Below are 13,645 nucleotides of genomic sequence, written 5' to 3' on the forward strand. Positions count from 1 at the left end.
GAGAATTAAGGAGCAACGATGCCGCAGCAGTCCGCACAGCAGCCCAAGGAAAGCGCTGAACGCCTCGCACGTCCACTCATCCGGTTGGCGAACATGTGGGGCATCTCCACGTCATACATCGACCAGCTTGGTACCTACGTCGAAATCGAAGACGACGTCCTTGTCACCGTGCTCAAGGCGCTCGGCGTCGACGCATCGACCGAAGAACGAGTCAACGAAGCGCTCAAGCTGCGCCTGAGCGAGGACGCCAAGCGACTCGTGCCGCCGACCGTCGTCAAGTTCATCGGCACCGACACGCCGGTCGAGCTGCGTACGCTGCACGGCGAGCCGACCGTCACGTTGATGCTCGAGGAGGGTGTGCACGCCGACGGTGACTTCTTCGCTATCGCGCGCAAGGAGACCGAAGCGGCGCCGGACACCGACGTGACCGTCTACGAACTGACGCTGATCGATGCGCTGCCGGTCGGCTACCACACGCTCACCGTCGAGGACGGCGAGCGCCGCGCGACGGCCCACGTGATCTGCGCGCCGGCGCGCATCCCGGTGCCGCAGGCCGTACAGGACCGCCATCGCTGGGGTTGGATGACGCAGATGTACTCGGTGCGTTCGGCCGAATCGTGGGGTATCGGCGACTACGGCGATCTCAAGGAGCTCGTCACCGACGCGGCCAAGAAGTCGCACGCCGATTTCATGCTCATCAACCCGATCCACGCGACGGCGCCGGTCACGCCGCTCGAGCCGTCGCCGTACCTGCCCGAGTCGCGCCGCTTCCTCAACGTCACCTACATCCGTCCGCAGGACATCCCCGAATACAAGCACCTCGAAGGCGAGGACTTCGACAAGGTCGAGACGCTGCACGCGCGCGTCGCGGCCGCGAACACCGATCCCTCGCCTATCGACATCAACGCGGCGTGGGATGCGAAGCGCGAGGCGCTGCACATCGTCTTCGAACAGGAGCGTTCGACCGAGCGTCAGGCCGCCTTCGATGAGTTCCGTCAGCACGCCGGCGAGGATCTGCGCGCCTTCGCGCTGTGGTCGGTCGCGTTCCAGGTGTGGGGCGCGCCGTGGGACGCCGAGAACGACTGGTTCGCGAAATACGACCGTCACAGCCCGCAGATCGCGCAGCTCGAGAACGACTACGGCGACCTCTACGACTTCGCGTGCTGGCTGCAGTGGATTGCGGCGGAGCAGGTCGAGGCGGCGCAACGCGCGGCGAAGGACGCCGGCATGGCGCTCGGACTGATGCAGGACATGGCCGTCGGCGTGCACACCTACGGCTCGGACGTGTGGTGGAGCCCCGAACGTTTCGCCGTCGGCACCGTGACGGTCGGCTGCCCGCCGGACTTCTACAACCAGCAGGGCCAGGACTGGGGCCAGCCGCCTTTCGACCCGAACTTCATGGAGGCGGACGGCTACAACGTCTACCGCGACATGGTGCACAACATGTTCGCGCACGCCGGCGCGATCCGCATCGACCATGTCCTCGGCATGTTCCGCCTGTGGTGGATCCCGCAGGGCAAGGGCCCGCGCGGCGGCGCCTATGTGCGTTACAACTACGAGGCGATGCTCGCGATCCTGACGATCGAAGCGTCGCGCGTCGACGGCATGGTCATCGGCGAGGATCTCGGCACCGTCCCCGATTACGTCTCGCGCATCCTCGCCGAGCACGGCGTCCTCGGCACAACCGTCGAATGGTTCGCGCGCGTCGACAACTCGCCGAACGCCGGCGACCCGTACGCGATGCCGGACACCTACCGTGAATATTCGCTCGCCTCGGTCACGACGCATGATCTACCGCCGACCGCCGGCTATCTGATGTACGAGCACGTCAAGCTGCGCGAACAGCTGCATCTGCTCAGCGAACCGGTCGAGGAGTTCATGAAGGCCGCCGAAGCCGAGCAGCGGGCGATGCTCAAGCTGCTCGTTTCGGGCGGCTGGCTGCCGCAGGAAGCCGCCGACGACGTCCCGGGCCATCTCCAGCAGATCGTCGAGGCGATGCACGCGATGCTCAAGGATTCGCCGGCGCTGCTGCTGCAGGCCGCGCTCGTCGACGGCATCGGCGAGATGCGCACGCAGAACCAGCCGGGCACGTCGACCGAGTATCCCAACTGGCGCATCCCGCTCGCTGATGCCGAAGGCCACGTCGTTCCGACGGGCAAGGTCTTCGACTCGCCGCGCGTGATGTCGCTGTCCAAAATCATGAACCGTTAGTTTTTTCGACCTCTCTCTGACGGTTCAGACATGAAGGGCCTCCCGATTACGGGAGGCCCTTCATTGCTTTGCACACATTGCGCACGTTGTGCCATTGCACGCGTCTACTGCCCACGCCACGAACTACCGTTCACTGGTGCTTCTTGACGCTCCACGTGTCCTCCGGCACATGCGTCGAGAACGACTGTCCAGTGTATTTGCGCAGCACATACTCCTGAATCGGCACATGCAATGACAGCAGCGAGCCGTAGCCGAGCACAGCGAGGAGGAACAGCATCTGCGGCAGCTTGAACCACAGATAGATGAACAGGCCGAAGTAGACGGCGTCGATCGCGAGGAGCGCAAGCGTCGCCGGGAAATAGGTGACGCCGAAGACGTAGGCGTTCGCCATCGTGCGCGTCGGCGGGTTCTCGAAGCGCGCCTGCAGCGCGAACACCCATTCGAAACCGATGACCCACAGAATCGTCAACGCGATCTTCGGAATGAGCAGCGGCGTAATCTGCAGCACGATCCAGCTGTACGCGAGCGCGGCGCCGAAGAGCAGATAGACGATCCACAGGATCGTCGCGCGCGCGAGGTTCTCCTTGAACGCAGCGAAATAGTTCTTCACGACGTGCCCCTGCCCGATGAGCATCTTGCGTGACGCCGTCTGTCCCGCGGACAATGCGGCGCCAATCGTCACGATCGGAATGCTCGTGACGAGCATCAGCAGATTGATGATGATTGCGTCGGTGAAGTTGTTCCACGCCTGCATGAATTTCGAATCCGGGGAAAGCCAGCCCATGTACGCTCCTGCCTGTCTCGAGTGCTCCGTCCGCGCGTAGCCGAGCATAAGTGTAGTCGAGCTCACGCGGATAGTTGATTTCGCCGGCGTCGTCGAACATTGTGGATCTCGCGAGCATCGCGGCGGATGGCAAAGGCCGGGCGTCGCGGCGTCCCCATGGGGAACCGCGGCACCCGGCCTTCCTTGTTAATTGATGACGGAAAGATCAGCCCTTGACGTCAGCCCTTGACGGCGCCTCCTCCGGCCCTGCACGTAACGACCGGCCTACGGCCGGACCCAACGTTGCCCTCACGGCACAGCCGCTCGGGCTGACGCCTGAAAACAGCGCACCGCGCTGTTTCCCAAGGGCTGACTTGACGTCAGCCCTTGACGGCGCCAGCCATAACACCCTTAACGATGTACTTCTGGCACAGGATGTAGAAGAGGATGATCGGGATGATCGCGAGCACGAGGCACGCCATCATCGCACCCATGTCCACCGAGCCATAGCCGCCCTTGAGGTACTGGATCGACACGGAGATCGTCTTGTACTTGTTCAGGTCGAGCGTCAGGTACGGCAGCAGGTAGTCGTTCCACACCCACATCGCCTCGAGGATCGCCACCGAGATGATCGACGGCTTCATGATCGGCACGACGACCTGGAAGAAGATGCGCGGCACCGAAGCGCCGTCGATCATCGCCGATTCCTCAAGCGACTGCGGAATGCCCTTGACGACGCCGGTGAAGATGAACACGGCGAGACCGGCACCGAAGCCGAGATAGATGATGCACAGGCCCCACGGCGTGTTCAGGCCGAGGCGGTCGGCGAGCCACGACAGCGTGAACATCAGCATCTGGAACGGCACGATCATGTTGAACAGGAACAGGATGTATAGCGTCTTCGCCACCCAGTTGTTGACGCGGACGATCCACCACGCGCACATCGACGTGCACAGCAGGATCAGCAGCACTGAGCCGACGGTCACGAGGACCGTCCAGCCGAAGCTCGCGAAGAAGTTCGTCTGTTCGATGCCACGCACGTAGTTGTCCCATCCGGCGAAGGTATCGCCCGCCGGGAACGAGAACGCGTTGTCGCTGATGTACGCCTTCTGCTTGAAGGAATTGATGATGACCAAGAAGATCGGGAAGACCCACGCAATCGAGATCATCGAGAAGAACAGGGTCCACAGACCACTGTGCTTAGCCTTTTCGCCGTTCATGCCTCGACCTCCTTGGACGTGGTGAGCTTGTTCTGCAGCAGCGAGACGACCGCCACGAGGATGAAGAAGAGCACGGCCTTGGCCTGGCCGACGCCTTCGAAGCCGACACGTCCGTAGAACGTGTTCGTGATGTTGAGCGCCAGACCTTCCGACATGCGGCTCGGAGCGCCGTTCGTCAGCGCGAGGTTCTGGTCGAAGAGCTTGAAGCCGTTGGTGACGGTCAGGAACGAGCAGACGGTAATCGACGGCATCATCAGCGGGATGATGATCTTGAACATCGTCTGGCGGCCGTTCGCGCCGTCCACTGATGCCGCTTCGAGCACGTCGGTCGGCAGCGACTGCATGCCGGCGATGTAGATGATCATCATGTAGCCGATCTGCTGCCAGCACACGAGGATGACGAGGCCCCAGAAGCCGTATTTCTGATCGAAAGTCAACGATTTCGACCAATGCGCGAGCACGCCGTTGAGCAGCAGCATCCAGATGTAGCCGAGGATGATGCCGCCGATGAGGTTCGGCATGAAGAAGACCGAACGGAACAGGTTGGCGCCGCGGATCGACTTCGTCAGCATGTACGCGATCGCGAAGGCGACGACGTTGATGACAATCGTCGTGACGATCGTGAGCAGTGTGGAGAACAGCAGCGAATGCAGGAAGGTCTTGTCCTGCAGCGCCTTCGCATAGTTCTTGAAGCCGACGAACTGCGCATCGGTGACCGTCGTGAACTCACAGAAGCTCAGATAGATGCCGTAGATGAACGGCACCACGAAACCGATAATGAATGCGGCGAATGTCGGAAGTACAAATAACGCCCACCAGCGGCGTATCGCCTTACCGGCCATACTGATCATAGTATGCCTACTTTCCTCGTTCTTTCCTGTGCATACTCCTGCGTATGCGCTCTATCCCTTGCCTTCGGCCGCTCCGGCAGCGCCGGCACGTCCTCGCCTCCGGCCGTGCGGATGACAGTGCCCACTGTAACAGCGATGCGAAGCACTGTCAAACGTTTACATTTTTGCGTGTCTCACACGCTGATGCTTGTCTTATGCGCCGGTGGCTTTTCAATTGTAAATCGCCGGAAGTTAGCCGTTTTTCAGCAGGCATGATATACTGCAAACGTTTGTGGAATCTACCTTGCACAAACGTTTGCACCGTAGTTACCGCCACCGAACTGCTCTTCAACGTCGAAGGAGCCCAGATGAGCACGAGCATTCAGGACGTCGCGCGCGCCGCCAACGTATCGATCTCCACGGTGTCGCGTTCCTTCACGCGCCCGGAGCTGGTCTCGAAAGCCACCCGCGAAAAAGTGCTGCGTATCGCCGAGGAACTCAATTTCTCGACTTCGCGTTCTGCCGTCGCGCTGAAGACCGGCCGCGCGCTGCGCATCGCGCTGCTCGTGAGCGACCATCTGCGGCTGTGGTTCAGCGCGTCGGTCATCGAAGGCCTCAACCAGGTGCTGCACGCCGAAGGCTACGACCTGTCGATTTTCCAGATCTCGAGCATCGAGGAACGCAAGGAGTTCTTCGAGATGCTGCCGGTGCGCCGCAACGCGGACGCCGTCATCGTCGTCTCCTTCGACATCGACAGCCAGGAGATCGCGCAGCTCAATTCAATCCATGTGCCGATCATCGGCATCAACTCGGTGCTGCCGCAGGAACGCGGCTTCTCGGCGTCGGTGAACATCGACGATGAGCAGGGCTCGATCCTCGCCGCGCGTCACCTCATCGCGCTCGGCCACCGCGATATCGCCTATGTGCGCTCCAACCGTGACGTCTCGTTGCACTTCAGCGTGCAGCAGCGTTTCGATTCGTTCATCGAATGCTGCAGCCATGCCGGCATTTCGCCGCACGTCATCGTCGCCGAGGAATCGGCGAACCGCATCGCCGAGGTCGTCACGCAGCTGCTCAGCCTCGAGCATATGCCGACGGCCATCGCCTGTCAGGAGGATGGCATCGCGATTCCGCTCATCTTCCAGCTGATGCGAGGCGGCTTCTCGGTGCCCGGCCAGCTTTCCGTCATCGGTTACGACAACAGCACCTATGCGAGCGACATCGGCCTGACGACGATCGCGCAGGATCCGGTGCACATGGCGCGCAAGGCCGCCGAGATGACGCTCGCGCTCATCGACGGCAAGACGCCGGAGCAGCTGTACGTCACCGAGCCGGCGCGCCTCGTCGTCCGATCGTCAACCGGTCCGGCCACGCCGCGAGCCTGAGCATCCACCCGTTCGATCGTTCATTCGACGATTCCGTTCAACAACGACGAAAGGCCGCGAGGACGTCGATATGACGTCCTCGCGGCCTTTCGTCGTTGTCGCCGGCTCGCCCGTCAGCGACGTGCGTATCCGTCGCAGAATCGCCACACATACGCAAAACGTGGGGCGTCGCAGCTGCGGCGTCCCACGTTGCTTGGAAGGATCCAGAGGAAGAAAAGAAAAGCGGTATTCAATTATCGATCTTCAGTTATCACCGACGACCGTCGGCACGTCGCGCGGTCGCCATGCGGATGTTTAGGGAAGGCATCCGCATGTCAGAGAGATGCGACCATGCGAGGCTGTTCAGTTATCGTGATCGATTCCTCGATCTGTTCAGTTATCGCGATGGGGCGGCCGAGCCGCCCCATCAGCGGTCTTCTGAGACTCAGTGCGTCGCCTGATACTCGGTCGCCCAGTTGTTGACGAAGGCATCGACGACGGCGTTCCAGTCGCCGGTACCCTGCGCGTAGGCGAGCATCGCCTGGCCGAGGACGTTCTTGTATTCCTCGGACGGCATCATCGAGAAGTCCCAAGCAACCTGCGTCAGATCCTTGTTCTGGATGCTGGCGTTCGCGTCGGCGATCAGCGGGTTCGAGGTCTTGACGTCGTTGAAGGTCGAGAACGGCGTGGTGAAGCCCATGTCTTCGCTCATCGCCTTCTTGCCCTCATCGGAGGTGATGACCCACTCAAGGAACTCCTGCGAGGCCTTCTGGTCGGCCTCGGAAGCCTTCGAGTTGATGCACCAGTAGTTCTCGGAGCCGGTCGCGAGGCCTTCGGTCTTGTCGTCGACACCGATGTAGATCGGAAGCATGCCGACGGAGGAGTCCTTCATGCCGGCCTTCTGCAGATCGCTCCACGCCCAGGTGCCGTTCTGGTAGAAGGCGGCCTTGCCGAGCGCGAACTCGGAGTTCGCGTCGTCGCCGGTCTTCGAGCTCAGCTGCGTCTTCTCAGTCGTGGAATCAGTGATGTACAGGTCGAAGATGTTCTTGAAGTTATCCATGTACATGTCCTTGATGGACGCCGGCGGAGCGGTGATGTCGTCCTTCTTGAACTGGTAGTACAGCGGGATGTTCGCCAGATGCGTCTTGAAGCGCCAGTCGGAGCTGGAATCGAAGCCGGCCGACGTGAAGGCGCCCTCAATGCCGAGGTCCTTCTTGCGCTTCTGCATGTCGTCGGCGACCTTCTTCAGCGTGTCAAAGTCCTTGATCTCATCGGCGGACTTGATGACGGCGTCCTTGAGCTCGGTGTACTTCTTAACGATGTCCTTGTTGTAGATGAGGCCGTAGGACTCGATGACGTACGGCACGCCGACGATCTTGTCGCCGTCGGTGAGCGCGAGGCTCTGGTCGTTCATGTCCTTGTAAATCGCGGTGTCCTTGAGATCCGCGGTGTAGCCCTTCCAGCTCTGGTAGCCCACCGGGCCGTTGACCTGGAAGATCGTCGGGGCTTCGCTCTTGGCGAGCTCAGACTTGAGCTGCTGCTCGTAGGTGCCGGAGGCCGCGGTCTGAACCTTGACCTTGACGCCCTTCTCCTTCTCATACTTCGCGGCGAGCGCGGTCCACTGATCCGCGGCTTCCGGCTTGAAGTTCAGGAAGTAGACGCTGCCCTTACCATCACCGGAGGAGCTGGAGCTTCCGCCGCCGCATGCGGCGAGCGGCACGACCATAGCGGCCGCAGCGAGCAATCCCACAGTTGTCTTCATCGTACGATTCATCTTCGAACCTTTCTCTGTACGCCTGTCGGCGCTGCACCTTCGCGGTGCACGTTAAGAAGTCTCTTTCCTCGACAACTTCTTTCATCGACCATTGTGCACCATAAATGCAAAAAGTGCAAACGTAGGCACGCCGAATGGCGACGTCCCCGTCAATTTCCTCAGAACCCGCGCCGCAAAAATACCGCCTTTCCACTGTTTCACGGTGTTTCACCGCCGATGAAAGCGTTTGCTAACGACACGCCCATCCAGCCCGCGCTGTCCGCATCGGTCTGTGCGGCGCCCCCGAAGCACGGCCCGGAACGCCATGTCTTGCGACACCGACCGCCGTCATGCCGCGCGCGTATTCCTTTACCAGGGAATATAATTGCGCGCAGCAACGCATGCCCGGACAACATCGTCGCGCACGCCGCGCACACATCCATGGCAAGGCATGCCGTCGGGAAAGGAACGTCATGACCCTCAACAACACCCATGACGACTGGTGGAAGCAGGCCGTCGTCTATCAGGTCTATCCGCGCAGCTTCCGCGACGCGAACGGCGACGGCCTCGGCGACATCGCCGGCATCACCGCGCAGATGGGCTACCTCAAGGAACTCGGCGTGGACGCCGTCTGGCTCTCCCCGTTCTACCCTTCCGAGCTCGCCGACGGCGGCTACGACGTCATCGACTACCGTGACGTCGATCCGCGCCTGGGCACGCTCGACGATTTCGACGCGATGCTCGACGCCGCCCACGCGGCCGGCCTCAAGATGATCGTCGACATCGTGCCGAACCACACGTCGAATCGGCATCCGTGGTTCGAGGCCGCGCTGGCCGCCACGCCCGGCTCTGTGGAACGCGACCGCTACATCTTCCGCCACGGCGACGGCGAGCACGGCGAGCTGCCGCCGAACAACTGGCAGTCGCTGTTCGGCGGCCCGGCGTGGGAGCCCGTCGGTGACGGCGAATGGTATCTCCATCTGTTCACGAAGGAGCAGCCGGATCTCAACTGGAAGAATCAGGACGTGCACGACGATTTCAAGCGCACGCTGCGTTTCTGGTCCGACCGTGGCGTCGACGGCTTCCGCATCGACGTGGCACATGGCCTTGCGAAGGATCTCGATTCGCGTCCACTCAAGGAACTCGAGCAGTGGGCGGTCGGCTCCGACCAGTCGCATGACGGCAGCCACCCGCTGTGGGACCGTCCCGAAGTGCATGACATCTACCGTGAGTGGAACGCCGTCTTCAACGAATACGATCCGCCGCGCTTCGCCGTCGGCGAAGCATGGGTCGTGCCGGAGCATCAGCATCTGTATGCGTCGAAGGACGAGCTCGGCCAGGTCTTCAATTTCGAGTTCGCGAAAGCCGACTGGTTCGCCGACGAGTTCCGCACGGCGATCGTCGAGGGTCTCGCGAGTGCCGACGAGGCGAAATCGACGACGACGTGGGTCATGAGCAATCATGACGTCTGCCGCCATGCGAGCCGCTACGGTCTGCCGCAGGTACGCACGAACGGCTACCACATCCTTGCGAACGATTGGCTGCTGCGTTCCGGCACCACCTACCCCGAGGATCGCGAACTCGGCGCGCGCAGGGCGCGTGCGGCGATCCTGATGGAGCTCGGTCTGCCCGGTTCCGTCTATGTGTACGAGGGCGAGGAGCTGGGGCTGCCGGAGGTCGCGACGATTCCGTGGGACCATCTTGAGGATCCGGTCGCGTTCAACACCGACCATGGCGACGCACAGAAGGGCCGCGACGGCTGCCGCGTGCCGCTGCCATGGGTTGCCACCGACCGTCCGCGTCCGGCCGACTGGGATCTGCAGTTCGGCACTGGCGCCTCCTTCGGCTTCTCGTCGGCGCCGGCCGATGGTTCGGCGGCCGCCGACCCGCATCTGCCGCAGCCGTTGTGGTATGCCGACTATGCGGCCGACGTCGAGGACGCCGACGACGGCTCGATGCTCAATCTCTACCGCCGCGCGCTGCATTGGCGTCAGGATCATCTGACGCCGACCGGCGACCTGTCCTTCGCGTGGCTCGGCGATGACGTGCTCGATTCCGGCGATGCCGACGTGATCGCGTACGCGCGCCCGGTCGCCGACGGGGACGGCGACCGTTTCGCCTGCATCGTCAACTTCGGCCCGACGCCGGTCGAGCTGCCGCATGGCGACATCGTGCTGCGTTCGACCGCCTTCGACGGCTATTCACTGCCAGTCGACGCAGCCGTGTGGATGCGCATCTGAGCGTGATTTATATCAACGCATGGGGCGGGCGGCGACATGACACATGTCGCCGCCCGCCCCATGCGTTTTTCGATGATCAGTCGCCCGATTCAGACATTCCACTTCCAGATGACGTGGTCGCCTTTGTAGACGGACAATGCGCAGATGTGCGCGGTGTCGAGTTTGAGATGACGCCCGAAGCGCGGTTCCATGCCGAGCCATTGCGTCGTCAGGATGCGCAGGATATGCGCGTGCGCGACGCACAGCACGTCGCGTCCCGCCTCGAGCGCCGGTATTGCCCGGTCGATGACGCGGCGTGCGCGTGCTGCCGCCTCTTCGATGCTTTCTCCAGGCCCGTTGATGATCGTGATCTGCTGGCCGTCGGGGAAGATCTCGACGCGTTCGCCAGCAAGATGGTCGGCGAGCGCCGTCGGCCCCTGCCCCCAGACGTCCCATTCCTCGCCGAGCGCGGCGAAGAGCTCCTCACGCGTGCGTCCCTCGGCGCGGCCGTAATCCCACTCCTCGAGGTCGGCGGTGAGGGTCGGCGATGCGAATCCCGCTTCCTGCGCCGTCGTCATTGCACGCCGCAGATCGGAACAGTAGACGTCGCCGTCGGCGAAGCCGTTCGGGAACAATGCACGCAGGCGTGCGCCGGCGTCACGCGCCTGCTGCACGCCGACGTCGGTGAGGGGGATGTTCGTGCGTCCGGTGTACTGCCCAGATTCGCTCCAGCGTGTTTGCCCGTGGCGAAGCAGCACGAGCGTGCCGTATCGCTTCGCGTGATCATTCATCGTTGAATTCTGCATATGCCCACTCTATCGTGCCGCATGAAGAAGACGCGGCGACGATGTACGCAGGCGGCCCGCGCCACGGATCGACGATGGCATACACTGGTGCAGTATGAACAAGCATCAGCACGAATCGGCGTCCGCGGACGCCAAGCTCACCGCCGCGACGGACGCCATCGCCGGCGAACGTTCCGATCTCGACGCGATGACGGACAAGACGGTCGCCGAGCTCAACAGGGTGAACAACAAGGTCACGGCCATGCGCGAAGCCCGCACCTCCGACCCCGATACGCTCGGCGACAAAGTGTTCCGCATGGCATTCCCGGCCGTCGTCGGCCTCGTCGGCGGCAAGGTGTTCAGCTCGGTGTGGAATCTCGTCATCAACAAGGTGCATCCGAGCCCCGATGACGATGAGCAGGACCGCCAGCAGGGGCTCATCATGAGCATGCTGTTCGCGGCCGCGTCGGCGGCGTTCGGCACGTTGCTGTCCGAAGTCTCGACGAAGGGCGTCCAGAAGATCATCGCGCGCATGCAGACGAAGCGCCGCTGAGCGCGCGCTTCACGCTATTGGCACCCTTTGGGCATCATCCGCGCTCGTGTCGGCCGCCGTTGCGCCGTCGGGCCGCCTGACGCGCACGGCGGCGACAGTCTGCGATAATGGCGGTATGACTGAACTATTGCATAATGACACCGTCGATGTCCTGCTCAACCGTCGTTCGATCCGCGCGTTCCGTCCCGAACCGCTGAACCCCGAAATGACGGCGACGATCGAATCCGCCGCGCAACACGCGGCCTCGAGTCAGTATCTCAATGATTGGTCGGCGATCCGCGTCGTCGATCAGCGCCTCAAGGATGATCTCGCCGCTATCGCGAAGCAGCCGTACATCGCGCAGGCGCCCGCGCTCTATGTGTTCGTGCTCGACGAATACCGCAACATGGTCATCGCCCGCGAGCAGGGCGACGCCGTCGATTCCGACGCGTTCACGCTCAAGAACAGCTACCGCTTCACGCAGGCGCAGAACGACGCCGTGCTCGCGCTGCATGCGATGGAAACGGCAGCGGAGTCGCTCGGCCTCGGCTGCGTGATCCTCGGGTCGATTCTCAACGATATTCCGCGTCTCATCGAGCTGTTCCATCTGCCGAAGTACACCTATCCGGTGCTGGGACTCGCGATTGGCAAGCCGGCGCAGGAACCGGCCCTCAAGCCGCGCATGAGCGGCACACTGCAGTTCTTCGACGACCGCTACAACGACGATCCGACGTTCATCATGCGCACGATCGCGGAATTTAACGAGGAAGTGCATCAGTACTACGATTTGCGCGACCCGAATAGGCCGGTGCCGACCTATGACGCGCAGATCGCACAGAAGGCCGTCGCCGGCGAAGTGCTCGGCCGCGGTCTCGAGCATGCGGTGCAGCAGGGCTTCGAGCTGGATCGCTGATGCCCCGCGTTGCCTAGGCGCCGTGTACGACGATGTGCACGGCAACGACGGCAAGAGTACAGCGTCGACAGGGGGTACGGGTCGCGTCACCGATAGCGCGGCTTGTACCCCTTCTTTCGTGAGTAGCGCTTCTGCGAGCGTTTGAAATGGCCTACGGCTTCGTTCAATGCGGGATCCCGGTGGGTCAGATGCCACTGTCCACAGTACTGGCAGCGATACACCCATAACTCCACGCCGCGTTCGATGCGGCTCTGTTCTGCGGCCTGCCAGGCGGTTTGCCGATCATGGTACATGATCTTGCTCGTCGTCTCGCAACGTTTCGGCGTGAAGTAGTGCATAGTGCACATCATAGATGCGCCTCCCTGACCGGGAATCGCGAACGGAGCACCAAATCGGAGGGCGTATGCAGATGGCTTCGTGATGGTGTCGATGACGGTGGTGGTGTCGATGACGACGGCGTCTGCAGCGTTGATCGTACGGTCCTGCCATGGTGCTGCATATGACGAGGCCCGCCGTGTGGGTGGGCTGTGGAAGTCGCCGGATATGGGAAAGCCCACCGTGTGGTGGGCTTTCGTGTGAAGTGTGGGTGCGGCGGCGTGCTACTCTCCCACACCCTGTCGGGTGCAGTACCATCGCCGTGCCAGGTCTTAGCTTCCGGGTTCGGAATGGGACCGGGCGTCTCCCCTGGGCTGTGACCGCCGCAAGACTGTATTGTGTTATTCATGGTCGACCCCCGGGTGGGGGTTGGTGGGTGGTTCGGGGACCGGATGGTGGACGCGGGCGCAGGTGTTCGTATGGAAGGAACGGGTGTTCGTTGCGGTTTCGTGTTGATGCTTGTATCGTGTGACTCCCTGTATCGGTTGTTCCGGTGCGTGCGTGTGCGCGCGACGTGTCCGGTGGGGGTCGTCTTCGACCGTTAGTGCCGGTCGGCTCCACCCCTTGCGGGGCTTCCACGTCCGGTCTATCGACCACATGGTCTCATGTGGGGTCTGCCGCACCCTCGAAGGGGTGCAAGGAATCCTTATCTTGGAGCGGGCTTCCCGCTTAGATGCTTT

General features: G+C 62.3%; 11 protein-coding genes and 2 rRNA genes. 5 read left to right on the forward strand and 8 right to left on the reverse strand.

Features of this window, described 5'->3' with window-relative positions; translation table 11 throughout:
* The first annotated feature begins 18 nt into the window (after positions 1-18).
* Positions 19-2,211, forward strand: a complete 2,193-nt coding sequence (malQ, locus tag CGZ88_RS04290; protein WP_101671184.1) for a 4-alpha-glucanotransferase — start codon at positions 19-21, stop codon at positions 2,209-2,211.
* Between the two features lie 130 nt (positions 2,212-2,341).
* Here the strand turns inward: malQ and CGZ88_RS04295 are convergent, their stop codons facing one another.
* From CGZ88_RS04295 to CGZ88_RS04305, 3 genes are all read right to left on the reverse strand, one after another.
* A complete protein-coding gene (locus tag CGZ88_RS04295) occupies positions 2,342-2,995 on the reverse strand; it encodes a YesL family protein (protein WP_101671185.1) in 654 nt (217 codons plus the stop codon).
* A gap of 359 nt (positions 2,996-3,354) precedes the next feature.
* A complete protein-coding gene (locus CGZ88_RS04300) occupies positions 3,355-4,194 on the reverse strand; it encodes a carbohydrate ABC transporter permease (protein ID WP_026644323.1) in 840 nt (279 codons plus the stop codon).
* Entirely contained in the window at positions 4,191-5,045 is an 855-nt protein-coding gene (locus CGZ88_RS04305; protein ID WP_026644322.1) for a carbohydrate ABC transporter permease, read from the reverse strand. The genes CGZ88_RS04300 and CGZ88_RS04305 overlap by 4 nt, the downstream gene beginning before the upstream one ends.
* Before the next feature lie 347 nt (positions 5,046-5,392).
* On the opposite strand from CGZ88_RS04305, the gene CGZ88_RS04310 reads away from it, so the two are divergent.
* On the forward strand, positions 5,393-6,409 hold the full coding sequence (locus CGZ88_RS04310) for a LacI family DNA-binding transcriptional regulator (RefSeq protein WP_101671186.1): 1,017 nt from the start codon (positions 5,393-5,395) through the stop codon (positions 6,407-6,409).
* 424 nt (positions 6,410-6,833) lie between these two features.
* Here the strand turns inward: CGZ88_RS04310 and CGZ88_RS04315 are convergent, their stop codons facing one another.
* Positions 6,834-8,162, reverse strand: coding sequence for an ABC transporter substrate-binding protein (locus CGZ88_RS04315; RefSeq protein ID WP_026644320.1), 1,329 nt, complete (start codon positions 8,160-8,162; stop codon positions 6,834-6,836).
* 452 nt (positions 8,163-8,614) lie between these two features.
* Here CGZ88_RS04315 and CGZ88_RS04320 point away from each other — a divergent pair, with 452 nt between their 5' ends.
* A complete protein-coding gene (locus CGZ88_RS04320) occupies positions 8,615-10,381 on the forward strand; it encodes a glycoside hydrolase family 13 protein (RefSeq protein WP_101671187.1) in 1,767 nt (588 codons plus the stop codon).
* 89 nt (positions 10,382-10,470) lie between these two features.
* Here CGZ88_RS04320 and CGZ88_RS04325 read toward each other — a convergent pair whose 3' ends face one another.
* A complete protein-coding gene (locus CGZ88_RS04325; RefSeq protein WP_026644318.1) occupies positions 10,471-11,151 on the reverse strand; it encodes a histidine phosphatase family protein in 681 nt (226 codons plus the stop codon).
* Between the two features lie 109 nt (positions 11,152-11,260).
* Between CGZ88_RS04325 and CGZ88_RS04330 the strand changes: the two genes are divergently transcribed.
* Together CGZ88_RS04330 and CGZ88_RS04335 are read left to right on the forward strand one after the other, a co-directional pair.
* A complete protein-coding gene (locus CGZ88_RS04330; RefSeq protein ID WP_081663847.1) occupies positions 11,261-11,698 on the forward strand; it encodes a DUF4235 domain-containing protein in 438 nt (145 codons plus the stop codon).
* Between the two features lie 115 nt (positions 11,699-11,813).
* Positions 11,814-12,590: a nitroreductase family protein gene (locus CGZ88_RS04335; RefSeq protein WP_026644316.1), complete on the forward strand. Its 777-nt coding sequence runs from the start codon at positions 11,814-11,816 to the stop codon at positions 12,588-12,590.
* Between the two features lie 86 nt (positions 12,591-12,676).
* On the opposite strand, the gene CGZ88_RS04340 is transcribed toward CGZ88_RS04335, so the two are convergent.
* The 3 genes from CGZ88_RS04340 to CGZ88_RS04350 form a co-directional block, all read right to left on the reverse strand.
* Positions 12,677-12,928, reverse strand: a complete 252-nt coding sequence (locus CGZ88_RS04340) for a hypothetical protein (protein WP_101671196.1) — start codon at positions 12,926-12,928, stop codon at positions 12,677-12,679.
* A gap of 248 nt (positions 12,929-13,176) precedes the next feature.
* Positions 13,177-13,293, reverse strand: a 5S ribosomal RNA gene (gene rrf / locus CGZ88_RS04345).
* A 194-nt stretch (positions 13,294-13,487) separates the two neighbouring features.
* Positions 13,488-13,645 (reverse strand): 23S ribosomal RNA (locus CGZ88_RS04350); the annotation flags it as partial.

The organism is Bifidobacterium anseris, from assembly GCF_002860345.1.
Classification (GTDB): Bacteria; Actinomycetota; Actinomycetes; order Actinomycetales; family Bifidobacteriaceae; genus Bifidobacterium; species Bifidobacterium anseris.